A 24,151-nucleotide genomic window follows, 5' to 3' on the forward strand; every position below is an offset into this window, starting at 1 on the left:
TGGGTTATACGCTTGCGGGAAACAACAATACTCTCCAGGTATAGCTTTAGCACAAAGAAAGAAAATCTTTGTAATTATTGCAATAAGCGGTTATTGATATTCTGTTATTTAGTAGACATAAACATCCCAATATTCCGCCCGAACGACTATCTGGCGAAATATATAGCATCAACGTGTTAGCGTCAAAAAAACGGATAAGGCTAAAAATCCACCGGCTCCATTTTAGGCGTCAGGAAATGAATGAGCAACCATGCCAGCAGGAAGGACAGGCTACAGAAAATAAAGATGATGTTATACCCGGCCGTGATATTATTCAGGGCTTTGTAATGGTCCAGCACTGCGCCTATGCCAATGGGAAACAGCACCCCGCCTATGGCGCCTGCCATGCCCCCGATGCCTATTACAGAGCTAACGGCTTTTGAAGGCAGCATATCTGATACAATGGTGTAAATATTTGCACTCCAGGCGGCATTGCCTGCAATGGAAAGACTTATCAACCCCACTACCACCCAAATATCCTGGGTATAACGCGATGCAAAAATGGGCAGCACCACCAACGCAGATATCAGCAACGCATATTTACGCGCTTTATACACGGCCCATCCTTTTTTTATGAGCGTGGAGGAAAGATACCCACCACCCAGCGCGCCCAGGGTGGCGGCCGTGTAAATGATGATCAGGGGCGGCGTTGGCTTTTTGAGATCCAGGTGAAAGGCGCTGGAAAAATAGGAAGGCAGCCAATACATGAAAAAATACCAGATGGGATCTGTAAAGAACTTACCGATGATGAAGGCCCAGGTTTGTTTGAGGCCAAATAATTTAAACCAGGGCAAGCCGGGCTTCGCTGCCTCTGACTGGTCATCATCGCTTTTTATATAGGCCAGTTCCGCAGCAGATAACTGCTTGTGTTTGTCTGGTACATTATACATAAATAACCAGGCCATCAGCCATAAAAGGCCCAGCCCGCCGGTGATCATAAAAGCAGCCTGCCAGCCGTAAACGCCCAGTAACCAGGGTATTATTACGGGGGCCAGCACTGCGCCGATGTTAGCGCCGGAGTCAAAGAACCCGGTGGCCAGCGCCCTTTCCTTTTTAGGAAACCAGGCTACCACTGTTTTAATGGCAGATGGAAAATTGCCGGACTCGCCCAGGCCCAGCGTGGCCCTTACAATGCCGAAGCCCAGCGTGGTCTTTACTACCGCATGTAACATAGCGGCTATACTCCATACGGCAATGGAGATAGTATAGCCCATTTTGCTGCCCAGCTTATCGATAATACGGCCAAACAGCAGCAAGCCTACGGCATATGCAGCGGTAAAGGCCATTACAATATGGCTATAGTCTGTTTCTGTCCAGTTGAATTGTTTTTCCAGTATAGGTTTCAGGTAGCCTACCACCTGCCTGTCGAGGTAATTGATCGTAGTAGCGAAGAACAACAGGCTGCAAATGGCCCAGCGGTAATGTCCTGGTTTGTTTGTCATGGATCGTTATTTAGCCCGTTTCATTCCTGTATAGCTATAATAGAGCAGGAACAGGTATCCCGGTATGAGTATACAATAAGCGTATTGGTTGTTGAAAACAGTAGCCAGCCACCCGTAGATCAGCGGCAGCAGCGCCCCGCCGGCAATGCCCATGATCAGTACAGCAGAGCCGCGGGCCAGGGCTTTTCCTTCCAGCCCATTCAGCGCCTGGGGCCAGATAGCAGGCCATAACATGGCATTGGCCAGCCCCAATAAGGCTACACAGCCAATGGAGGCTTTTTGTGGCAACAAGATCACCGCGGCCGTTAGTATCAATCCCAGCCAGGCGGAGGCATAAAAGGCCTTTTGCTGCGAGATGTAACGCGGTATGGCCCATACACCGGCGATGTACCCCAGCATCATACAGAACAATGCATAAGAGGTGAAATTTTTGGCTATATCCAGGCTTATACCATGGTAGAGACCATAGTTGCCAATGGTATCACCGGCCAACACCTCTGCGCCCACAGCGAAAAAGATAGCGGTAAAACCCGGCAGAAAGCGGATGTTGCCGGCAATGGGTACGGTATCTGCACCGGCAGGCGCAGCGGGCTTAAGATCCGGTAAATGGGCAAAGCGCAGCAGTATTGCTACAAGCACTAGTATGGCGGTCAATATGCAATAAGGCAGTATAACATCATGCGCCAGCTCATCCAGCCGCAGCTTTTTTTGCTCCGCTGTCATGCTTGCCAGCTCACTGATGAGGCCTCCCGAGTTCTTAAGGATGATACTGCCCATTATCAGCGGGGCTAGTATACCGGCCACCTTGTTACAGATGCCCATGATGCTGATGCGGCTGGCGGCGCTATTGGCCGGTCCCAGTAAAGTAACATAAGGATTAACGGCTGTTTGCAACAGGGTTAGCCCGCCACCGGTAAGGAACAGCCCTGATAAAAAGAGACTGTAGCTGCGGGTAAGGGCGGCGGGTATGAACAGGGCGCAGCCGGCGGCCATAATATACAGGCCTAAACTCATGCCTTTGATCATACCGGTTTGCTGCAGCAGGCGGCTGGCGGGTATGGCCATAGCCGTGTAGGAAATATAAAAAGCAAAGGTCACCAGGTAAGCCTGCCATTCCTGTAGCTCACAAGCTATTTTCAGGTAAGGGATCAGCGTGCCATTGATCCAGCTGATGAAACCAAAGATGAAAAAGAAAATGCCGATCAGCAGCAGGTTCTTCCTGTAGCTGCCGGTAGCATTCCTTTCCGCTGCGTTCATAGTTATTGCCATACCTGCTGTTTACAAATTGTTTAATGCCTCCTGTACGCTACCATGCAGCTGCAGCAGTGCGCGGGCTTTTTCATAATCGCTGATGCCGGCGGCTTCCATGAGCATGCGGGTACCGCGGTCCGTTAGTTTCTGGTTGGTGATCTGCATGTAGACCATGCGGTTATCAGATACGCGGCCCAGGCGGATCATCAGGGCGGTAGAGATCATATTCAGCACCATCTTTTGCGCAGTGCCGCTTTTCATGCGGGTACTGCCGGTAATAAACTCCGGGCCGGTGATCACCTCTATGGGATAATCAGCTTCCGCCGCTACCGGAGCGCCGGGATTGCACACGATACAGCCAGTGGCAATATTATGTTTGCGGCATTCCCGCAGTGCGCCCACTACATAGGGAGTGGTACCGCTGGCGGCTATGCCTATTACAAAATCGCCCGGGTGTACGTTGTTGGCCTGCAAGTCCTGCCAGCCAGTTTCGTAGCTGTCTTCCGCATCTTCTATCCCAAAACGCAGCGCGGCATCGCCGCCGGCCATGAGCCCATTTATAATGCCGGCATCCACGCCATAAGTGGGCGGGCATTCGCTGGCATCCAGCACGCCTAAACGACCGCTGGTGCCGGCGCCCAGATAAAATACGCGGCCGCCGGCCGCCAGCAGTGGAGCAGCTGCATTGATCAATGCTGTGATAGCGGGCAGCGCAGCCTTTACGGCCGGCGCTACTTTGTGGTCCTCTTCGTTAATATGTTGTACAATATCTTCTGTAGACATTTGCTCTATATGACGATAGAGCGATGGAGACTCGGTTATCCTGGTGTTTTGCATTACTGGAACGGGTTGTGATTATAGCGGCTGCTCAATAATGAGCGCATGTAACAATTTATTTCCCACTGGCTGGCTACGGGCTGCTGCGTATACGGCAGCACGGGCATGTAAGGCGGCGGCCCAAATTCCGCCGTTATGGTCAGCTGTTTGGCGCCGGCATCCTTGTGCAGGCGGTAGATCTTATCCCAGCAAGCCAGGTGCAGGTTCAGCACTTCTTCCCATTCCGGCGCACGGGGATCGCTTATCTGCGGGCCTTCCGGATGCCCTACCCTGGCATGGATATGACGCGTACGCTCAATGGCCAGTGATACGGCGGGCTGCTGTTCTGCCAGCAGGCTTTCCGCTACTGCTAACCAATGGGAAAGGTCCAGCGTAAGTTGCAGTTCAGGCACCTGCTGCAGGAAAGCATGTGTGATGTGCGCGGCAAAGCTGAACTTACCGCGGTGCGTTTCGTGGTACACCGGTATGCCGGTGGCCGCTGCTACCTCTGCCGCGGCAGTGATGAGCCGGATATTCTGTTCCATGGGAAAAAAGTCGCGGCCGGTCTGTGAGTTGATGAACAGCGGCGCCACTGCTGCCATACGATGCAGCCTTTCCACGTATGCGGCCAGGTGTGCCTCGAAATCCGGCGTAACGGTTTCCCAATGCTGGGCTACCAATAGCAGGCCGTTGGCAGCCAATGCCTCCAGCATCGTGTCACGTTCCCTATCATCTGCCGGCACACCTGCTTCTACGCCATTGTATCCCACGTCTTTTACCTGTTTGGCAAATACCGGCCAGGGTACATGCTCCTGTCCCCAGCGGGGACAAAAAAATAATACATCCATTATAGCTGTTATTGTGCATTTGCCGGGTTAAAAAGCAGCGGGTAAAACTGTCCCTCCATTTTGTGTCCTTTGAGTATACGGGTTGTATTGGCCAGCAGCTCATCATCTGAGTTAGACAAGGTGCCATCTGCAAATACATTCAGCACAAATGCCCGGCGGGCTTGTGGTGATTTGTTGGCGTATGAGCCATGGACCATGAGCGGGTGATGGAATGCAGCATACCCTTTTTTCAGCTCAATGGGTACGGGTTTAAATGCCGCCTTCTGCTCCGGCGTGAGGTAGTCTAATACGCCTTCCATATCACCGGCCAGTTCTGGTTTGTCGAGCAATCCCCAGTTCTGGCTGTAAGGCACATAATACAGGCAGCCATTATCTGTGGTGGCATCATCCAGCCCCACCCAGCAGGTAAGGTGCTGCAGGGGCGTTGTGCGGGTCCAGTAAGAATAATCCTGGTGCCACGCTACTACGCCGCCATGCCGGGCCGGTTTACAGAAAAGCTGGTCATGCCAGAAACGTACTGCCCGGTTGCCCAGCAGCTGGCTGGCCGCCATTACAAAAGCGGGGTTCCACAAAATATCATGGAATCCCCGTGTAATACGCCAGGCGCCCAAAGCATGGAATAACACGGTGTTTACATCAGTTGATTCATTGGACGCGAACTGGTAGAACAGCGGATTGCCGGGATGCGCCGGGTCTGCGATGTCTGCCAGCTCTTCATTCAGGCGGTCTATCTGCCACTCTTCCAGCAGTTTTATGCCGCTTACGTAGCCGTATTCATTAAAATGTGCTACCTGTTCCGGTGAAAGACGGTACTGTTCCCATTCTGCAGCGGTTTGCGGCCATTTAAACAAGTCGCCTACCAGCTGGTGATGTACTGAAAGGTCTTCAACTAGCTGTTTCATATACATGAATTTTAAGGTTTGCCTTTTTTAATATAGGCAAAAAAGGGCAAAGGGCCTATACTATCCTTTGCGCGCTGTGCCGGTCAAGGAACAGTATGGCGTCCGGATGGGTTCTTAGAATGGTGGAAGGATACTGTGGCGTTATCTCATCTTTCAGCGTATGCAGCACGGCCTCTGCCTTGGTGGCGCCGGGCACCATGCAAAAAATATGGCGTGCCTGTAGCAAGGCAGGGATGGTGAGCGTATAGGCGTCTATGGGTACTTCTCCGGTGTACTCAAAACAGCCTTCGTTCACCTGTTGTTGTTTACAGGCTTCGTCCAGGTCTACGATCTTCACCAGGCTGGGATCGTTAAAATCTGCTACGTGCGGATCGTTAAAGGCCAGGTGACTGTTCTCCCCAATACCCATACACGTTATATCCACGGGGTACGTGCGCAACAGCGCTGCATATCTTTCACATTCCGCCGCCCTGTCTTTGGCCTGTCCGTTAATGTAGTACACGTGCCGGAAGGGCACCTTGCCGAAGATCCTTTCTTTCAGGAATACGCCAAACAGGCGGTTATCGTTTTCCGGTAGCATGGTGTACTCATCCATATGAAACGCCTGTATACGTTGCCAGTCGATATCCTGTTCTACCAGCGCATCCAGGAACTCGTTCTGGGAGGCTGCGGCGGCAAAAATGATGTTCACCATCTCCTGCTCCTGCAGCAGCTCCCGGATGCGGGCAGCAGCCATTTCGGCCGCCGCCCTTCCCAGGGTTGTCCTATTCTCGTAGATCTGTACTTTTAACTGCTCTGCTAATAACTCTGTCATTTTTGTATGTTGTATTGTTTAGTTATGTCTTAATGGTCTTTACAGTCTGAATTTCACGCCCGCACGGCCCCAGTAGGAATAGAACTGTTTTTCATAGAGGCGGGATTTCTGGCCGAAATAATCCCTTTGCGGCGCGTTGGTGAGGTTCTGCGCTTCCACATAAATGGTAAACCATTTATTGATCTGGTAAGAAGCGTTGGCATCTATCTGGGTACGTGCATCGCGGATCACATCCGTTTCTGCATCCTCGCCCAGGCTTACAATGTAGGAGCCGTTGTAGTTAAGGTTGCCCTGTATAGTGAACCCTTTCAGGGAATAAGCCAGGGAAGCGTTGGCGCTGTGCGTAGCCTGACCAGGCAGTCTCAGTTTGGTGCGGAATTGCGCATCTGCATCGGAATGGCTATAGGTATAGTTGGCAAATACGGTAAAACCTTTCAGTATACCGGGCAGGAAAGTAAGGTTAGCCTGCGCGTTCAGTTCCAGGCCGTACACTTTAGCGGTATTACCGTTCAGGATCTGGTAGTAGCGCCAGTCTGTATACTTGTCAGCCCCATCAAATTCATTGCCTTTTAGTGTGGTAACGCTGTTGTACTGAAACTTGTCAATCTTTTTATAGAATACGCCGGCAGACAGGATACCCAGGTTAGACAGGTATTTCTCCGCCATCAGGTCCAGGTTGGTGGAGAATGCGGGCTTCAGCTCCGGGTTACCGTCTGTAATGATCTCACTAAGTATGCTTATGATACGGCCCGGCACGAGGTCCACAAAATTGGGACGGGAGTAGCCGAATGTTAAACCGCCACGAATAAGGGATGATTTGGTGATATCATATTTGGCCTGGATATTAGGCAGGAAGCGGGTGTAGCTGTTCTTTTTCTGTGTAAGCGTGGTAGAGGCCCATTCTTCATTCTGATCCTGTTCAATGATGTTGCCTTTATAATCCACATCTGTTTTTTCCACGCGCAAACCACCCAACAGCATTAAGCGGTTAAACTGTATACGGTTCATGAGGTAACCGGCGGTAACGGTCTCCACCGCGTCATAGTAATACGCATCCTGGCTAATGCGGGTACCGGAAACGCTTTCCGTAAAAATGCCGTTATCCAGGTTCTCATTCTCATTGAAGAAGTTGATCGTTTTATCGCGGTCTACGCCTAATCCAAAGTTCATATTACCATCCAGCAGGTGATCGTCTACCTGGCTAAGGCCGGAGAAGTTGGTCAGTTTACCTGCAGCTGCATCGCCCGTGTAGTTGCTTACAATAGTATTAGGCAGTTTAAAACGCCTGTTGTGCATGCGTTTTACTTTAGCCCCCGCTTTAAACATGGCGGCATTGTTCCCTATTTTATAGGGCAATTCGCCATTCAGTTTGGCCACAAAGTTGTTGCCTTCTGTATTCCAGTAATCCCGTTCAACGGTATTATAAGTGAACAAAGACGCATCGTTGCGCCAGTCTGCGCCGGTGGTCATCAGGTAATCACTGGATACGTCGCGGATGCTAAGCGGAATATTACCGGTAATGAAGTTGAAGGTATTGGCCCTGTTCTCAAATTTTGAATTGCTGTAGAACAGGCCTGCATCCAGCTTCAGGCGGCCTATCTGTGTTTCGCCCTGCAGGTTGTAGTTAATGTTCATGTTATCTTCCGTACCTGCTTTTACCTCGTTATAGGAACGGCCTTTGGTCGTGATGTACTCGCCATCATCATCCACGGTGGTGTTCTTGGTTTGCATGCGGGTACGCTTGCGGTAACGGGTCAGTTCGTTATCACGGTCGCTGTACATGATATTGGCCACAATGCTGGTCACCGGGCTGAAATTATAGTCAATGGTAGCAGACGCGCCGGTACGGGTACGCTGATTTTCCACATAGAGGTAACGCATATCCGTAGGGAAATACACATCACCTTTGCCGTTCTCAAAATCATGTTTTTCCCAGACCTGTGCATTCACCTCATCATAACCGTTGGTGGTACGGTAGTAGCTGCCGGTGAGTATTACGCCCAAACGGCCGTTGGGATTAGCCGCATTCTGCAGGAAGCGTTTGCCTACAGACAGGTTGCCAATGCCATTGGATTTTCCGCGCAGGTGGTTATAACCCAAACCAGCATCCACGGCCAGCCTTGTTTTCAAGGAGGTGGCGGTGGGTGATTTCATGTTAATGGCGCCGGCGATAGCGTCACCGTCCAGATCGGGCGTAAGGGTCTTCACTACTTCCATGGAGGATAATACGTTTACAGGTATAAGGTCGAGTGTGGCATTCCTTTCGCCATTCTCGCCGGTGCCCATGATCTGTTCGCCATTTACATTGATGTTGGTAAAATTGCCGGGGGTACCCCTCAGCTGTACGGTAGAACCTTCGCCGCTGCTGTTGCGGCCAATGGTAACGCCAGGCAGGCGCTGCATAGACTCTGCCACGTTCAGGTCCGGAAAGCGGCCCATTACATCTGCGGATACCACCTGTTTGATGTTATCGGCATTCCGTTGCTGGTTCAGCGCTTTCTGCTGGCCTTCCAGTACGCTGGACACGGTTACTGTAGACAGGTCCCTGGCGTTTGAAGCCATCTTCAGGTCTTTTACCGTGGTCTTACCACCAGCTACCTGTACGGTGATCTCTGCGGGTTTGTAGCCCATGTAGTTAACGACCAGCGTATAGCTGCCTTCTTTTACGCCCAGCAGCTCAAAGTTGCCGGCGGTGCTGGTGGCGGCGCCCCGGGTAGTGCCTTTTATCTGTACAGAAGCGCCGGGCAAAACATTGCCTTCCGCATCGGTCACCTGTCCCTTGATATTGCCAAGCGTTTGCTGCGCCGATGCGTTATTTGCGCCACAAACCAGCAGTGCCAGTAAAAATACCAGCGACAGCATTTGATGAATACGTTGTTTCATTTGGCTGAGTTTTTGGATTGATAAAATGAAGTGTTGGTTGTTATTTATACTTTAAATGCAGGTAATCTGCAAAGAACCTTACGGCAAAAGAGGTTCCTATATCCCGGTTGGTGAGCCATATTTTTCCTTCCTTTGAACGTGTGCGCGTTTCCAGTACGGCGCCCCGTAAGTTGGGGTCCGGGTGGTTTTGCGCATAACGATTCAGCATGAGCCATTGGGCTGATTTCTCTATATTCTTATCAAACTCCTTATATCCGTTCTCTGACAATGCTATCCATACAATGCCGGCCAGCGCCGCTGCTGATCCGGTGGCAGATCCTTTGTCTGATGGCCTTCCGTTTAAATAGTTATCGTACCAGATGGTGCCATCCTTTTTCTGCGCCTTTGCAAAAGTGCGGGCGGTACGGGCAGCCCCTTCCAGGTATTTTTTATCGTGTGTTAGCTTGTAACATTCTATCAACGACTCTGCATACCATAGCGGAAAGCGCGGGTGAAAAGAATGCTCCGCCTCTGAGTTGGGCATAAAGCGCATCCATACCCCATCTGGCCCCTGCAGGTTCAGCAGGCTGTTACACAGGTTAATGAAGGCGTTGCGGAAAGCGGTATCACCAGACACCTCATAGGCGTCTTTGAACAGTGAGCCTTCTGTATTAGGCCGGGACACGTCATACAGTTCCTGGTCTTTCATAGCCTTTTCTTTCCAGAAGGGGCTGTATTCCTTGAGCACCTCGCCTGTTTTGATGTTCAGGTTATCATAACAGACCCCTTTATCCCGGTCGTACATGTTTGCCATCATCCAGCGGGCAGCATTGGTAGCTACCTGCGCATATTTAGGATCTTTGGTCACGCGGGACAGCTCATAGATGCCGGGCGTACCATCTGACACGGTGGCAAACACTACAAAGTCAGGGCCTAACACATCCCCGTGAATGGCTTTTACCATGCCTTTCATTTTAGGATCGTCCTTTATTTCCAGGCCTATCCAGTAGTTGCCGCCGTTTTTAGCCGCATCCAGGTAAGCCTGGTTGCCGGTCACCTTGTAGGCTTCCAGCAGGGCATATACGGCCTGACCAGTATGCCAGGGCACTTCGTAAGGGTACCATTTGCCTTCGGTAAGGTTATAATCGCAACGTGATTTTCCTTCTTCATCCAACAGTACGTTAGACACATAGCCGGCTGTTTCATTGATTGCGGTGATGATCTCCTCCTTTTTCAGCTGAGCGCTGACTTGTTGGGTGGGGAGTAAAGCGGCGGCTGTTAACGCAGTACATGCCGTTCTACTAATCCACTTCATAACGGGTGCTTTTAGCATTCAGTTGATATTTATGTTTATGATTGGTGATAGCTATATCGTCTTCCAGGCGAAAAGTAAAGTACCAGGGCTGCTGTTGCGCGTTGCCCATTTTTAGTAGTATATGGTTCACGCCGGCTTTTAGCGGCAATGACAGGCGTTGTTCTCCCCCACCGGGTATTTCGCCACAGGCAACACCATTGCAGTATACCAGCGTGCGGACGCCGGCGTCCAGGTAGGCGGTCACTGTGGCGGCGCTGTCTGTTTTTATCTGGCAATAGGCGTAGGTTATAGCAGCGCCGCCTTTATAGTGATATTTTTCATCCAGATCGATGATGCCGCCGTTCATGGATGGAAATTTTTGCCAGTTATAGATCTTTCCCGCGTAGCGTATAAAATCACCGGGCGAGGGCGTTTTTTTATCCGTTTTATCGGGCGTGTATAGAAAGTCAGGCACATCGCCATACTGTTTCACCGGCAGCGGGCCACATAACATCCAGTTCCGGAAATAACTGCGGTCTGTGACCATAATGTTCAGGTGTGTTGTGGTGATATCCGGGAGCTTATGCTGTGCTGCTGCCTGGCGTAGTTGCCCCTCGAGCTGGGCAAGAGCAGCGGACTTCTTTTCGTATGGCTCCAGTACTACATTGAGCCAGTAAGGCTGGTTTTCCTGCAGCCAGGCTTTTTTAAAACAGGCAGCCGCCGCTTGGTAACGTTTGGTCAGGGCCTGCAGCGTGTCTGCACAGGCCAGTATTTTTACGCTGGCCTGCTGTGGATTGGCCGGCATTAGCGCGGTAGCAGTGGTGTATTCGGTTACCATACCGGCTAAAAGCAGCCGGGTGGTGATCATGAGTTTATACTGGCTTATGGCGAACTGCAGGGCTGCTATATCTGCCGCATGGCTGCGCGGCGCGGCGGCGGCAATATCGCTTTCCGCCTGCTCCACTAACGCCAGGGCCGCTGTAGCGCTTGTATTGTTCAGGATGAGCTTTTTACCGTTTGCGGGTAAGATCTCCTGCTGCCACAGCTGATCGTTGAGATTGTAGGTAAGCGGTAAGGCGCGCAGCTCCATCAATTTAAATAAAGCCTTTACATACTGGCCGTTGCTGGTCTGGTAGGCGGTGGTCTCATAGCGCTGGTCAAAGCTGGCGTTCTGTGCGGTATCCAGGTTCCAGCTTCTGTCCGCCGTCATATATACTCCGTACCAGTCTGCATCAAAGAGATAGGCGCCGCCATCGTCCCATATGGTAGTGAAAGCGCCGGTAGCACCGTCTTGTTTGCCTTGCCGGAAAAAGCCGTTGATATTTGCTTTGGCCATTGCCATATCCGGGAACATGCGGTAGGAGTTGAGGATACCTGCGCATACCATGAACTGCAGGCCGCGTTTGGCGAAAGGTTTTGTCCAGGCGTCAAAATTGGGTTGATCGCCGTATTCCCAGGTCAGGTAGATCACGTCTTTAGGCAGCATGTCCAGCACGTCTTCATGTTGCAGGGCAATATCTCCCCACATCATCATCTGTTTGCCGTGCTGTTTTATCACATCGTACAGGAATTTCAAATGATCTGCGTAGAACTTAGCCACGCCTACGCTATCTACATAAGCTTTGGAGCGGCCTTTTCCTAGGCCAAAGGTCTCGTCACAGTTCACGTTGAACCAGGGCGCGCTGAAAGCGCCGCACAGCTCCCCTATCACATCTGCCAGGAATTTGCGCGCTTTAGGGTCCCGCGGCGATATTAAACTGCTGCTCTCCCCCATGGCGTGGTATTGCGGTAATGAGAGTATTTTCTCAAAATGCCCAAATGACTGGAAGCTGCCTATTAATTGCATATGATAATTGGCTGCATAGGCGCTTAGCTCCTTTATCTGCGCAATGGTGAGCTTTCCATTAGCGGGCGCAAAATCAGGATGGGACAGCGGCTGTACTACATGCTCTATATAAAAGGAGAGGTAGTTGATCTTTAGCTCCGCCATTCTGGCGATCTGCTTTTTGATATAAGGCACTGTGGAGATGGGGCCGCGGCTGATATCGTCAAATATAACGCGGCGGCTGTAGGCCGGCCAGTCTACAATGCTAACATCCGTATGCCAACCGCCACGTGTAAGCTGCTTTAGTGTTTGCAGACCGTAAAACAACCCTGTTTCTGTATTAGCGGCAATAAACCGGTCTTTGGTATTGACCACCAGCACATATCCCTCCTGCCCTATGCTATCCAGGCTGCTGCCGGCATATTCTTTAGCCAGTCTATTATCCTTATCCAGTAATATAAGCGTAACAAGGGCTGGTTGTCCTTTTGCTTTCCCGCTGGTTGCAAATTGCTGCCAGTGAGCTGCCAGGCGGGCCTGCATTTGCTGGTCCGGGCCTGCACTTTGCCATTTCAGCTGCGTAGGAAATGATACCGGTTCCTGCCCGATGCTGCATTGCTGCGGATAAGGCATTACAGGCAATACAGCCGCTTTGACGTATGCTATATGCAATAGCATAGCCATTAATAGAAAAATCTTTCTACAAACAGTCATTATCTATGTCCTTGAAATTTTGCTTCTCTGATCCAGCTACGTGGTTAGTTTTCCCGTGAAATAAAAATAAAAATGTCCCCCCAATCTAAATGTTAAACTCCTGATGAGAAAAAGAGAAAAACTTACTTTAAAAAACTCTACTACTCTAATATAAAACAATTTTCCGGTAACGTACCCGGAAATCTTAAAAATTATTCTTTCGTGTTATTACCTGCCCTGAAATATACGCCGGCCGCATTGTTTAGCTGCGTAATTTCCGGCTGCCGGCAAGCAGTTGATAACTTCACGAAATGCCTGCCAGCTGGCAATTTCAGCGTAAACTCAATCTTTTTAATGCGTGGTTGCAGATCATTGGGCGCTTCCAGCTGAGGAATGATTACGCTGTCTTTTAACGCATGGTCACCGGGCAGCATCACATCAACATAGACCTTTACATTTTCAGCGGTTGTATTGCCTATGTTATGTATGACTGCCTGTACCACATATGTGTGAGGCTGTGCGCCACCGTGAATACTAATATCCTTCTCTGCAAGCGCAAGATCGGCCAGTTGTTGAGCATTATGAGGATAAGCCTGCAGCTGCTTTACCGCAATTACCAGCAATTGTTTGCCGGGCAGTGTTAGCGTAACATCTTTTACACGCTCTGTGACGGTAAATGTGTCTGTAGTTAATACTTCCTGTATATTGTCGTTCCCGTTTTTACTAAGCCCTGTGCGTATCTGATATACGCCTGGATCGAGTTGCCAGGTACGCATTTGCACGTTGCGCGACTGTCCGAAATTGTATACAGCAGCCTGCAGGGAATGATGATCGCCACCATGCACTAATATGGCCGCATCTTTACCGGTATTTTTCCATGAGACCAGCAGCGAGGGATACTCATACCCCGCGCCAAAATGCCCCAGGTACATGCCGGCCAGCAGCGTGTTATCGGGGATGTATACGCGGTCTGTAAATTTTGCCTCACTGGTGTTGAGCGGAAAATTATAACGCAGGCCATTCAGCATTTGCTGTAAAGCCTTTTCCAGTACCTGCTTGTTGTGACAGAGCGTATAGCGGTTATATGCGGCGCCATATTTTCCTATGAGCGTATCATAGTTGCTGTTGTTACTGAGGTTTTTTGCCATGGCAAATAGTTTGCCCATTGGGTTCACCCCTGCTGCATGATCTGAACCACCGCTTTGTAGCTGTTGTTGTACCCATGGCAGTGAACCTGGCGTTGCCACGTCTTTTTGCAGCAAAGGTTTGGACATCAGTGCCGCATTGAAACTCACGGTTTGCAGGAAAAGCGTTTTTTGGGTAAGGCCGTATAAACCGGTAAGCAGGTATTGCAGCTCATTCACATGCCCCAGGTGATCCCAGTTGTAATAGGTGTAGGTGAGCTCCGGATCATACCATTGCGCAGCGTGGCCGCCTATCCGGTCGCCATCGAAGGCTACCGCTGAAGGTATAACACCTGCCGGCTTACCGTTCGCTGCCCTGTTGGCATCGGCTACCCATGCCTGTCCCAATTCACCTAATAGTCGTAGTAATTCCGGGTTGCGGTTATACCAGGCGGCCCACAGGCCGGGCAGCAGTGCGCGGGCATTCATGGCTACATCCACATCATAAGGCGCGTATGCAGATACGGCTGTTGCGGATAGATAGTAGGAACGAAAATGCCGGTGGCCCAGGATGGTGATGCCGGTCCATACGTCGCGGAAATTCTGCATACTGGTCAAGCATCTTTCTATGTATTCCGGGTTACCGTATTCCAGCAATAACATGCCCGGATGTGTATCCCTGAAGAGCTCTGCGGCGTGCTCCACATCATCTATCCTTTTTGAAAAACCGCGTTCCAGCTGTCCGCTGTTCCATACGCCATCTGCCAGGCGGATATAACCAGTACGCGCCAGGCTGTCATCTACGCCCAGTACGGCAGGCAACCACCAGCGCAACATCTCTACATCATCTCCGTATTTGCCGCCCAACTCGCCGTTTGGCGCTTGTTTTACCGTTATCCACCAATGTATCAGTCTGAGCAAACGGGCCATTACCTCCCGCTGGGATACGGCCCAGGCAGGCGCGTTTGGCGGAGGGGCGGCCATGGTGAAGGTATCTGCCACCTGCTGTCCCAGGTACATTTTCAGGAGGTCATTATCCTGGTATTTTGATTGTAATTGTGTGAATAGTTGCCGGGCCCTGGATTGCTGCCAGGAATTATCATCTTCCTGATCGAGCCAGTAATAGGTGCGGGCCAGCAGGTAGCGTGCACGGTCATACAGCGGATCATCCGGATCTGCAATAACCTGTTCCAGCAGATCTGCTGCCGCGAACATCCGGTAGATAAGGCTCAGGCCTGTTTGTTTTACTGTCTGTGACCAGCCACCGCCATCAAAATAGTAGCAAGCCAGCAGGTATTTGCGGACCATAGCGGCCTGGTTGCGCAGGGCGATATTGCTGCTGTCTTTTTCCAGCTGTTGCGTGGTATGCCGCAGCCAGCTGCTTATGGCAGCTGTATCTTCTTCCAGCGGTGTAGTAGTGTTTATGCTTTGGTTATGTGTACATGGGTAAAATTCGAGTGCGTATATGCCTACCGGGGTACCCAACCCGGTTATGCTTACGATCACTTTAGCGTTCTGCACGGTTATTTTAGTACGCAGGGTACGGTAAGGCAGCCGGTAGAACGGCGTGCTAAGCGTATCTGGCAATAGTTTGTGATCTACAGCTACCGTCATGTTCATCAATACGGAATCAATACTACCTCCGCTGATGATCATGAAATAATCACCATCCGGCAGGTTGGCCTGGAATACCAGGCTATCTTTTGCCCATACGCCGCTTTGGAATATGGGGCTATAGAGCTTATGGTTGGCGCTATCAAATGCACGTGCGGGCGCCTGCAGCCAGCCGTAACCGGTTGCAGGATCATAATGCAGCTGTGGCGTTATGCGGGTATAACCCGGCGCAGCATTGTGCCCGGCGCTACCCATATCAAACAGGTAGTTTGATCGCCGGTCGTTGCAAGCGCAAAGCAGTAAAGCGCCAATTATCAGGTATAAAAAGGTGTATCGCAATTGCTAATGTTGGATGTTTTGTTGTTGCAGCGCCGCTATGGCGGTTCCTGCCATGATCACCGCGCCCAGTCCCCGCGGGTCGTTGTCTATTGTTTTCCGATGCCGGTAAAAATCTTCATTACTGCCAATTTCCGTACCCTGACAAATGCCGTGCACTACTCCCCCATCGTCTACTTTACCGGCTACTGCTTCCCATGCTTTTATTGCGGGCGCTTTATAACGTTGCGGCAACCAGCCATGCAATACCCCAGTAGCCATGGTATAGGCGAATATGGCGGTGCAGGAGGTTTCTTCGTAACTGTCAGGTTTGTCCAACAGCTGATGCCACATACCATCCTGTGCCTGGTATGGCAGCAGTGCGGCCATATGTGATTGGAATGCGCGTTTTATTTCCTTGTATGCAGGATGTGCGGTTGGCAATGTTTGCAGTAATACCACTGTGGCCCATGCCACCCAGCCGTTGGCACGGCCCCAGTAAGCCACTGACTGCTGTCGCGTGGTACTGAACCAACCGTGTTTATATAAACCGGTTTGTGGGTTGAGCAGGTATTTGCGGAACTGTAGTACCTGGCGCACGGCCTCAGCCAGGTATAACTGCCGGCCGGTAGCCTTTGCCATTGTAACCAGGAAAGGCACGCTCATGAAGAGATCATCTGCCCACAAAGTAAACTCCACTGGCTCCGGGCGGCAGAACGTGCCATCGCTTAAACGCGCTTGTTTTTCTGTGATGTATTGTAGTAATGGCCCCAGGAGCCGGTTATATAACAGGCTGTCCTTTTGCTGCAGATACATAGCGGCCAATGGCAATGCAGCGGCGCCGGCATCATCCAGCATAGTACGGCGGAATATGCGGTGGTAGCTACCACGCCAGGCGTACAGGGAGTCATATTGAAATTGCAGGTCAGCATAGTTATCCAGCAGGAACTGCTTATATTTTTTTATGAAGTTGCCATAACGCGCGTCGCCTGTTGCCTGTTCTAAGGCCAGCAGTGTCCACATGGCGGTACCGTGGGAATAGTGCCAGTTGGCATAGGATTCCCGCTGGTAAGCGGCCTGGCTGTCTATCACCAGCTCCGGCAGCCAATGTTGCGGGGCGGTTTGCCAGTATTGGTAGTTTGCTCCGGTGGCCGGTGTGGCAGGTAAATCCGCTGAGTGAGCGCTGCTGTACCACCATTCCTTTACAAGGGGATGTGCCGTAAACGATACGGCTGTCTCCTCATCCCCGGCGGGCGTTACAGCCCGCAGGAATATCACCGGCAATACCGCCGGCGCTGCCGTATAACGGACCAGGATCTCATTACTGCCTTTTTCCAGGGGCGCTGTAAAGTATTGGCTGAAAGTGAAACGGTTGTAGGCTATTTCTACCGGGTTGGTAACAGTGGTCTTGTCCTGCTGGTATACCTGATGGCGGTTCAAATACACCTGTACCGGCGCGGCGGTGGTGATCCCAAAACGTATCACGGTATCTTTTGCTGCTACGGCATACCGCAGCGCAAAAGCCTTATGATCCGGGGAGATGTTCAGAAAGCGGAAGTCCAGCACCTGCATGCCCAGTACCTCTTTCTGTGGCTCCCAACGCCATTCAAACCGGGTGTCTTTCATGAACCGGTCTGCTACCCTGGCTGCCGTAGCCAGCGCGGACGGCTGTTGTGCGGCAGCTGAGTGGAAGAGGAACACTACCAGGCAGATCATGTATGCTATTTTACCTGGCTGTTGCATCGGTTTGTATATTCTTTGATACAATATCCTGCAGCAAGCGGCGCTGCGCAGGCCAGGCGTTCCGGCTGTTGGACACATTACCATCCTGGCTGTTGCTGATGTATACGGCGGTTGGCGTAGCTGCGGAGGTTTGTATATCCAGGCCATTTAGCGTGAACTGTTGTGTGTTATGCACCACTATACCGGGGCGTGTTTCTGCCGTGGGTGAGCGAAGGGTGATATCAGACAGCCGCACATCTTTTGCATAGCGGATAAACAATCCGTATGCAGGCAGGTTGCCAAACATGGTACCCTCCGGATATTCTGTTTCCCTTTCCGGTACGGGCACATGCAGGTCTACATTGGTGGCTGCTTTTGTTTCGATATAGATATGTGCCAGTGAAACATTCTCAATAGGTACCTGGGCCAAACCACTGATGGAACAGCCGGTGGAATCTGCGCCCTTAGCCGTGATGTTAGACAGGAATATATTACGCGCACGGCCGGGCGACGGTACCGGCCCGCCCTGCTTATAAGGACGCGCCCTGTTGCCGAGCCGTACAAACAGCGGCACCTGCGGTCCTTCTATCATGATGTTGTTAATAGTGATGTTCTCCATGATGCCGCCGTCTACCATCTCCAGGGAAATGCCGCCGTTACCTGCGGGCAGGCCGTAAATGGTAGTCTGCTGCGCCGAAGGTTTTATCACACAATTGCTTACCACAATGTTCCTGAACCCGCCGGTAGACTCTGTTCCCAGCTTGAGCGCGTTACAATGACTGCTGATCACACAGTTGCTGATGGTAACGTTTTCCGTTATACGCGGTGATGTACTTTTGATGGTAATGCCGTCATCGTCTGAATCTCCTGTGATGTTGGAGATATGTACATTACGGCAACCATCAATATCCATCATATCATTGTTCTTATTGGAATGGTTCCAAATATGCAGGCCATCTATCCATACGTCTTCGCAGCCCAGGTAATGCTGCATCCAGAAGGCGGAGTTGCGCAGTGATACATCCCGCACTTTTACGTTTTTGCAGTTTATGAACCATAATAAATAAGGGCGGTTGCGGTAACGGTCTGGCTTTTTTGTGGTGTTAATAACGAATGCGGCGCCCTGGCCATCAATAGTACCGCCGCCTTCAATGCCTACGTTCTGCTGATCTTTGCAAAAGATCAGGCTTTGGCGGGCCCATTCATCCCCATAAAAACGAATGCCGGCATCCTGGTAGGGATATTGTTTTGTATCCTTATTGCCTAAAATGGTGGCGCCAGCTGCTACATGCAGAATCACGTTGCTTTTCAGGTAAAGCGTGGCGGTGAGGAATTTGCCTGCGGGGAAATATACTTTTCCGCCGGTGGCGGCGCAGGCATCTATTGCTTTTTGTATGGCTTTGGTATTATCTGTGGCACTGTCCCCTACCGCGCCATAGCGGGTTACATCATACCACTGCGCATTAGCAACAGCGGATAAGCCCATTAATAGGCAGCATAGGTACAGGGCGTGGAATATTCGTGGCATTACTTGCATTCGTTTTTCACTTTTACTGACAGATAAGAACTTGAACCGAAAGTAGACAAATATTCGGGTACGTACCCGATATTAATCATTTATTTTGTCCGCCTGTGTATTTAACACCTGCAGGCTGTATGTAACGCTAGTGTTGATTGCCTGTGGACCCGGCGTTATTTCCAGCTCCAGCGGCCAGGCTTTTAGCGCGGGGTAAGGCGTCCAGTAACGGGCTGCCTCCCGGCCTGCTATCCAGCGCGCGTGCCCGGATAAGAGCTTCAGGACCCATTGTTTTTCTCCTGCGCGGATGAATATGGTGCGGTCATCTTTTTGTTGGAACGTCATTCCTGTATCATGTATCAAAGGCTCTATGATGTGCACGACGGGCCTTGTATCATGATAGGTGAGCGTAATTTCTTTTTGCAGCATACTATCTGCGAACAGGTAATCCAGGCGATAGCCTACGCCGCCGCCCAGCTGGTTTTTATCTTTCAGTTCTCCGCTTACTGTTACCACATATTGACGATTGTCTTTTTCTGTGGCTGAGAGGCGGCCATCAAACTCAAACAGGTTGGTAAAATAACCGGTGCTGTCTGTATACTCGATCCTGGGTGTAAGCGGCAGCACCCCCGGAGCTTCGGGGAAACTCATCGGCTCCGGGCGGGTGTATATTGTAGGGCTGGATGCGCTCATAAAACCGTGACCGGCGGCCCAGAGATGGCTAATGGCGCCACCATCCGGGCGGAACATATATTTGCCTTTGGCCCCTGCAGGGTCTTTATAACGGTAAGCGGTGATGGTAGCCATGAATTCCTGTGTGCGTACCTCTACCAGGTCCAGCGTGGGAAAGATCTTCATCCAGCCGCTGCTATCTGCCGGTAGCGGCGCCGCGGTGCGTGTTTCCTTTGTCTCCAGCGCAAAGGCCATGGCCAGGTTCTTGGCTTTGGCGAACGTGGGATAGATACAGGGCGGCGTATTAAATATTGCTGCGTGCTGCGGGCCGTAACCTATTAAACCACTGGCTGTAATATTCTTGCGCAGGAACTGCAGGTTACGCAGGCCTGCAGTTGCATAACGCGGATCCTCGTCCGCATAGAGGCTGAATAAGACCTGGCAACCGTCTGAAGTAGCGCTGCCATAGCCGGTCCATTTATTGGAACGGATGCCCCAGGAGCCATCCAGGGAGCCATCCGGGTAAATAAAGTAGAGATGATTTTTTAGGCCTTTTTTTACACAGGCATCCACCAGGGTATCTGCGGTAAGGCGGGCATACAGGCCCAGGCCCCATAAAGACATTTCCATATCATAACCCAGGTCTACCCCCATTTTACTACCATGGCTACGGCCACCCTCCCCGTTCAGGAATCCGTCTTCATCCATTTTGGCAATGGTGCGGCGGGCCAGCTGCATGGCTTTTTGCGTATAGACAGGCTTATGTAGTAGTACTCCTGCTTTGGCCAGTGTGGCAGTAGTGGTGGCTACATAGTTTATGCTGGCAAACTCCGGCGACATTACGCGGTAGAGGTATGCTGCCGCACTATCCATGGCGCTCAGCCATTGCTGTTGTTTTGTATGGCTTAACTGCGGTTGGAGCTTCTCATAGGAGAGCAGCAGCATCAGCAACTGATCAGTGGTGGTGCCGGTCCATTCTTCGGGTGTTTCTTTCCAGCTGCCGTTGGGCTGCTGCTGGCGGAACAGCCAGGCAGCGGCCTGCTGTGCCGCTTTTGTGTAGCGTTTATTGCCGGTAATAAGGGCGGCCATGGTAAAGGGATAAACAGCTTCTGCGGCGCGGGTATGCCATACCTGGCAATGCGCGCACCAGATACCGCCAGCGTTAGCGCCCGCACTGTCCGGCGCCTGCCGGGCCAGTAACGCATCTGCTAAGGCCAGCAAGGTGGCCGCATATTCTTTTTTTGGTGAAAGCTTTTGTGCATGTATAGGAACAGACAGACAAAACAAGCTTGCCAGTGTGAGAGAAATAACCAGGTGCATCCTGTAAAAGCCTGCGTTTGCGATCATAAGCCTTACTGTTTTTATAAAACCTGCCGATGCCCTATTGTCATATCCCGTTAATTGCGGTAGAAAATGTAGTTCTCGCGGGTAATGATGTCAATAGGCATCAGGTAACTCTTTTCGATGGTATTGGAATATACCAGGTGCTGAAAAAGCGTCATAATACCACGGTAGCCCTGCTCCTGTGGCTTTTCACAGATCAGGAAATCTATATTGCCTGTTTTCAGGTATTGTACGTTATCTGTGGTAAAATCATAACCCAGCAGGATAATATCCTTACGGCCGGCTGCTTCCAGGAAACGCGCCACCAACGATACACGGGAGTTGGTGACAAAAACGGCCCCAATATCCGGCTCCTGTTTAATCAGCTTTGCCAGCTTGCGGGAAACCACCGCGTATTCCGTTTGCAGGGAGTCCAGCGTAAGCAGGCCGTTTGATAAGCCGTGATCCTTGAAATATGCCCGGAACCCTTCTTCCTTACGCAGAATGGCATAGTTATTATCTATTTCCCGGGCAATTTTGGCGATCACCACTTTTTTATTATTCCTGATACCGTAATGTATAAGCTGGGCGGCCAGGTAACCGCTGCGGAATATTTCCGGTCCTATATAGGACATAGCGTCATAACCGGGGATATCTGTATTGATCAGCACATATGGCGTACCGGTGTTGTTGCAGTGCTCTATCAGCCGCAGTGCCGGCTCAGGGAAGGTAGGCGTGAGTAATATGCCCTGCGGGCTCGCCCGCACGATCTTCTTTACCTGCTTTTCAAACGTGTTCTCATCATTCTGATCAAAATAAAAGTAGGTAATGGTTACGCCGTACTGCCTGATCTCTCCGGCGGCCTTGTTGACGCCATCTTTTGGCGCCTGCCAGAACTCTGTTTCCGATGAGATAGCCGGCAGTAATACCGCCAGGTTAATGGCCCCGCGGGCTGCTAATGCGAGGCGCTGCGCCAATACATTGGGCTGATAGCCCAGCTTATCAATGATGGCCTGGATCTTCGCTTTTGTTTTTTCGGAAACCCCTTCCCTATTATGGATCACGCGGTCTACCGTGGCAATGGATACCTGTGCAAGCCTGGCAATTTCCTTTACACCTGCAGCAGCTTTGGCGTTATTTTTCTTCATAAAGTTTTATGACGTATGTAACAAATATAGAAAAATAATCAGCCGCCCGGTTGTTTGCTATTTACTGCTTTGGGCGCCGGTATTACGCACTTCCCGCTCACCGGTATGATCAAAGCCTTGCTCCCGCTCAAATTGCACCATAGCTGCGGGCCTAAAGTTGGTGATGTATGCACGGCGGCGCATAACGGTACTGTTGCCGCGGCTGTAGTGTAAGGTGCCGCCGTGATGCCATATACAGGAACCCGCCTTGATCTCTACGGCTACTCCCTCCTGCTCGTCGGCATCACACATCAGCGCGCCACCACCGGCGCCTGCTGGACGGTGCGTGCGAACGGGCTGCCGGTGGGAACCAGGCACGTACCACATACAACCATTGTCTTTCACCGCATCGTCTAACGCTACCCAGCAACTGGCAGCGCGCGTGTCCGGCATACTGATCCAGTAAGCGCAGTCCTGGTGCCAGGGCGTAGGCGTATTGGTGAAGGGCGCTTTATCTATCAGCATATCAAAATCCAGATCCATATCTTCCCCAAGCAGCTCTTTTGCCATAGCCAATGTCTTTAGGTGCAGCGGCTTTTGCAGCAGGTCCGGCGCCAGTCTGCCCGGCAGCATGATCTGCGTAATGCGTTCCCTGGAAGCGGCTGGTTGGTCATCCCCCAAAAAGCCGCCCAGGTCTGAGCGGAATTTGCCGGTATTGATCCTGTTGTCCAGGAACTGTTCGTATATATCACGATAGTAACCGATCTCCTCCTGCGTGAGCAGGTCTTCCACCACCAGGTAACCATCGCGTTCAAATGCAGCGGCCTGCGATGCAGTTATTATTGCCATAAATATGTTTTTTACGATCCTTTCAAAGGTAAGGTTGTATATTTAAGAACTATTTTAACATTGTACTCCAATACTATTTTATACATGGGTAAAAGCAGGGACCTGGATATTCATTCCACAGCAGAGCGGCATATTATTGATTTCCGGCCATGGGGCTGGAGGGATATTACGGTGTTAGGCAAGTATCATTATAAACAAACACGTGCCGCACTGGACACGCATGCCCACCGTGATATGCTGGAGCTTTGCTTTTGCAGCAAAGGAGAACAGGTGTATAAAGTGGATGGTCATTTATACCGGGTGAAAGGCGGGGACCTGTTTGTTACCTATCCTGGCGAGCTGCATGGTACCGGCGAATTCCCGGAAGAGAAGGGGGAAATGTACTGGATCATCATTAATATGGCAGCTATGGGGAAGGCGAAACGTTTCCTGCAGTTTGACGGGCAGCTGGCCACGGAGTGGAAACGGCAGCTGCTGCAGCTACCCCGCCATTTTAAAGGCAATACCCGGCTAAAGCATATACTGGACCAGGTATTCCATCATCATGCGCAAAATACCGGCTTGCTGGATCATATACGGGTGCAACACCTGCTGGCAGATTTCCTGCTGGCGGTTATCAGCTGCTCACAGGCTGCAGGGGTACGTAAGGTGGAAGCACGCATGGAGAAAATAGACGCTTACCTAAGCACGCACCTGGATGAGCCAGTGATGCTGCCGGTGCTGGCTATGCAGGCAGGACTGTCGCTGTCCAGGTTTAAGAACTGGTTTAAGGAGACTACGGGGACAACGCCGCTGGATTATGTGCTGAAGCGCCGGATACAGCATGCGCAGGAGGCACTGCAGCAAGGGAAGCTGTCTATTACCGCTATTGCTTATGAGACGGGGTTCCAGAATGCGCAGTATTTTTCTACGGTGTTTAAGAAGTTTACGGGGTGTACGCCGGGGGAATATAGGGAAAGGGCGGGGTACTGATCAGCTGGAACCTAAATGCCCCAGCCACACCATAACAATGAAAAATACAACCGGCGAGACTACGACCAGCCCAACTGAAATAACATATCCAACAATTTTTTGCAAGGGGCTTTCTCTATCAAATAGTAACAGCG

At 51.1% G+C, this 24,151-nt stretch carries 16 protein-coding genes; 1 reads left to right on the forward strand and 15 read right to left on the reverse strand.

The annotated features are described in order from the left end of the window. Window positions 1–200 precede the first annotated feature (200 nt). The 15 genes from F0L74_RS23780 to F0L74_RS23850 form a co-directional block, all read right to left on the reverse strand. Window positions 201–1,481, reverse strand: coding sequence for an MFS transporter (locus F0L74_RS23780; RefSeq protein ID WP_149840409.1), 1,281 nt, complete (start codon window positions 1,479–1,481; stop codon window positions 201–203). 6 nt (window positions 1,482–1,487) lie between these two features. After that, on the reverse strand, window positions 1,488–2,750 hold the full coding sequence (locus tag F0L74_RS23785; protein WP_149840410.1) for a sugar MFS transporter: 1,263 nt from the start codon (window positions 2,748–2,750) through the stop codon (window positions 1,488–1,490). A gap of 9 nt (window positions 2,751–2,759) precedes the next feature. Further along, window positions 2,760–3,569, reverse strand: coding sequence for an N-acetylmuramic acid 6-phosphate etherase (gene murQ, locus F0L74_RS23790; protein WP_149840411.1), 810 nt, complete (start codon window positions 3,567–3,569; stop codon window positions 2,760–2,762). Then, window positions 3,569–4,396 carry a sugar phosphate isomerase/epimerase family protein gene (locus F0L74_RS23795; protein WP_149840412.1) on the reverse strand — a complete coding sequence of 276 codons (828 nt, stop codon included), beginning with the start codon at window positions 4,394–4,396 and terminating at the stop codon, window positions 3,569–3,571. The genes murQ and F0L74_RS23795 overlap by 1 nt, the downstream gene beginning before the upstream one ends. A gap of 8 nt (window positions 4,397–4,404) precedes the next feature. Beyond that, complete coding sequence (locus F0L74_RS23800; protein ID WP_246197801.1) at window positions 4,405–5,298, reverse strand: phytanoyl-CoA dioxygenase family protein; 894 nt, start codon at window positions 5,296–5,298, stop codon at window positions 4,405–4,407. A 55-nt stretch (window positions 5,299–5,353) separates the two neighbouring features. Beyond that, entirely contained in the window at window positions 5,354–6,112 is a 759-nt protein-coding gene (locus F0L74_RS23805; protein WP_149840414.1) for a glucosamine-6-phosphate deaminase, read from the reverse strand. A 39-nt stretch (window positions 6,113–6,151) separates the two neighbouring features. Beyond that, the gene (locus F0L74_RS23810; protein WP_149840415.1) at window positions 6,152–8,995 is read right to left on the reverse strand and encodes a TonB-dependent receptor; all 2,844 of its coding nucleotides are present in this window, start codon (window positions 8,993–8,995) and stop codon (window positions 6,152–6,154) included. Window positions 8,996–9,035: 40 nt separating this feature from the next. Continuing rightward, the gene (locus tag F0L74_RS23815; protein ID WP_149840416.1) at window positions 9,036–10,289 is read right to left on the reverse strand and encodes a glycoside hydrolase family 88 protein; all 1,254 of its coding nucleotides are present in this window, start codon (window positions 10,287–10,289) and stop codon (window positions 9,036–9,038) included. Next, on the reverse strand, window positions 10,276–12,762 hold the full coding sequence (locus tag F0L74_RS23820) for a glycoside hydrolase family 20 zincin-like fold domain-containing protein (RefSeq protein ID WP_213087062.1): 2,487 nt from the start codon (window positions 12,760–12,762) through the stop codon (window positions 10,276–10,278). Before F0L74_RS23820 ends, F0L74_RS23815 begins: the two co-directional genes overlap by 14 nt. A 233-nt stretch (window positions 12,763–12,995) precedes the next feature. Next, window positions 12,996–15,860 carry a tetratricopeptide repeat protein gene (locus F0L74_RS23825; protein ID WP_149840418.1) on the reverse strand — a complete coding sequence of 955 codons (2,865 nt, stop codon included), beginning with the start codon at window positions 15,858–15,860 and terminating at the stop codon, window positions 12,996–12,998. Window positions 15,861–15,863: 3 nt separating this feature from the next. Beyond that, on the reverse strand, window positions 15,864–17,552 hold the full coding sequence (locus tag F0L74_RS23830) for a glycoside hydrolase family 88/105 protein (RefSeq protein ID WP_188316134.1): 1,689 nt from the start codon (window positions 17,550–17,552) through the stop codon (window positions 15,864–15,866). 10 nt (window positions 17,553–17,562) lie between these two features. Then, window positions 17,563–19,086 (reverse strand): glycoside hydrolase family 28 protein, encoded by a 1,524-nt coding sequence (locus F0L74_RS23835; protein ID WP_149840420.1) that lies wholly within the window; start codon window positions 19,084–19,086, stop codon window positions 17,563–17,565. An 81-nt stretch (window positions 19,087–19,167) separates the two neighbouring features. Continuing rightward, the gene (locus F0L74_RS23840; RefSeq protein ID WP_149840421.1) at window positions 19,168–21,093 is read right to left on the reverse strand and encodes an ulvan lysase-like protein; all 1,926 of its coding nucleotides are present in this window, start codon (window positions 21,091–21,093) and stop codon (window positions 19,168–19,170) included. A 50-nt stretch (window positions 21,094–21,143) separates the two neighbouring features. Then, window positions 21,144–22,217: a LacI family DNA-binding transcriptional regulator gene (locus tag F0L74_RS23845; RefSeq protein ID WP_149840422.1), complete on the reverse strand. Its 1,074-nt coding sequence runs from the start codon at window positions 22,215–22,217 to the stop codon at window positions 21,144–21,146. A gap of 57 nt (window positions 22,218–22,274) precedes the next feature. Continuing rightward, on the reverse strand, window positions 22,275–23,045 hold the full coding sequence (locus F0L74_RS23850; protein WP_149840423.1) for a phytanoyl-CoA dioxygenase family protein: 771 nt from the start codon (window positions 23,043–23,045) through the stop codon (window positions 22,275–22,277). An 84-nt stretch (window positions 23,046–23,129) separates the two neighbouring features. Between F0L74_RS23850 and F0L74_RS23855 the strand changes: the two genes are divergently transcribed. Further along, window positions 23,130–24,017, forward strand: a complete 888-nt coding sequence (locus F0L74_RS23855; protein ID WP_149840424.1) for an AraC family transcriptional regulator — start codon at window positions 23,130–23,132, stop codon at window positions 24,015–24,017. The last annotated feature ends 134 nt before the right edge of the window (window positions 24,018–24,151 follow it).

The sequence above is a fragment of the Chitinophaga agrisoli genome (genome assembly GCF_008386695.1).
Taxonomy (GTDB): Bacteria; Bacteroidota; Bacteroidia; order Chitinophagales; family Chitinophagaceae; genus Chitinophaga; species Chitinophaga agrisoli.

What these genes read in the sequence shown, in the direction of transcription:
- F0L74_RS23855 (WP_149840424.1), top strand. Translation starts at nt 23,130, where the DNA reads ATGGGTAAAAGCAGGGACCTGGATATTCATTCCACAGCAGAGCGGCAT.
- F0L74_RS23845 (WP_149840422.1), bottom strand. Translation starts at nt 22,217, where the DNA reads ATGAAGAAAAATAACGCCAAAGCTGCTGCAGGTGTAAAGGAAATTGCC.
- murQ (WP_149840411.1), bottom strand. Translation starts at nt 3,569, where the DNA reads ATGCAAAACACCAGGATAACCGAGTCTCCATCGCTCTATCGTCATATA.
- F0L74_RS23850 (WP_149840423.1), bottom strand. Translation starts at nt 23,045, where the DNA reads ATGGCAATAATAACTGCATCGCAGGCCGCTGCATTTGAACGCGATGGT.
- F0L74_RS23810 (WP_149840415.1), bottom strand. Translation starts at nt 8,995, where the DNA reads ATGAAACAACGTATTCATCAAATGCTGTCGCTGGTATTTTTACTGGCA.
- F0L74_RS23805 (WP_149840414.1), bottom strand. Translation starts at nt 6,112, where the DNA reads ATGACAGAGTTATTAGCAGAGCAGTTAAAAGTACAGATCTACGAGAAT.
- F0L74_RS23795 (WP_149840412.1), bottom strand. Translation starts at nt 4,396, where the DNA reads ATGGATGTATTATTTTTTTGTCCCCGCTGGGGACAGGAGCATGTACCC.
- F0L74_RS23815 (WP_149840416.1), bottom strand. Translation starts at nt 10,289, where the DNA reads ATGAAGTGGATTAGTAGAACGGCATGTACTGCGTTAACAGCCGCCGCT.
- F0L74_RS23800 (WP_246197801.1), bottom strand. Translation starts at nt 5,298, where the DNA reads ATGAAACAGCTAGTTGAAGACCTTTCAGTACATCACCAGCTGGTAGGC.
- F0L74_RS23785 (WP_149840410.1), bottom strand. Translation starts at nt 2,750, where the DNA reads ATGGCAATAACTATGAACGCAGCGGAAAGGAATGCTACCGGCAGCTAC.
- F0L74_RS23840 (WP_149840421.1), bottom strand. Translation starts at nt 21,093, where the DNA reads ATGATCGCAAACGCAGGCTTTTACAGGATGCACCTGGTTATTTCTCTC.
- F0L74_RS23835 (WP_149840420.1), bottom strand. Translation starts at nt 19,086, where the DNA reads ATGCCACGAATATTCCACGCCCTGTACCTATGCTGCCTATTAATGGGC.
- F0L74_RS23830 (WP_188316134.1), bottom strand. Translation starts at nt 17,552, where the DNA reads ATGATCTGCCTGGTAGTGTTCCTCTTCCACTCAGCTGCCGCACAACAG.
- F0L74_RS23780 (WP_149840409.1), bottom strand. Translation starts at nt 1,481, where the DNA reads ATGACAAACAAACCAGGACATTACCGCTGGGCCATTTGCAGCCTGTTG.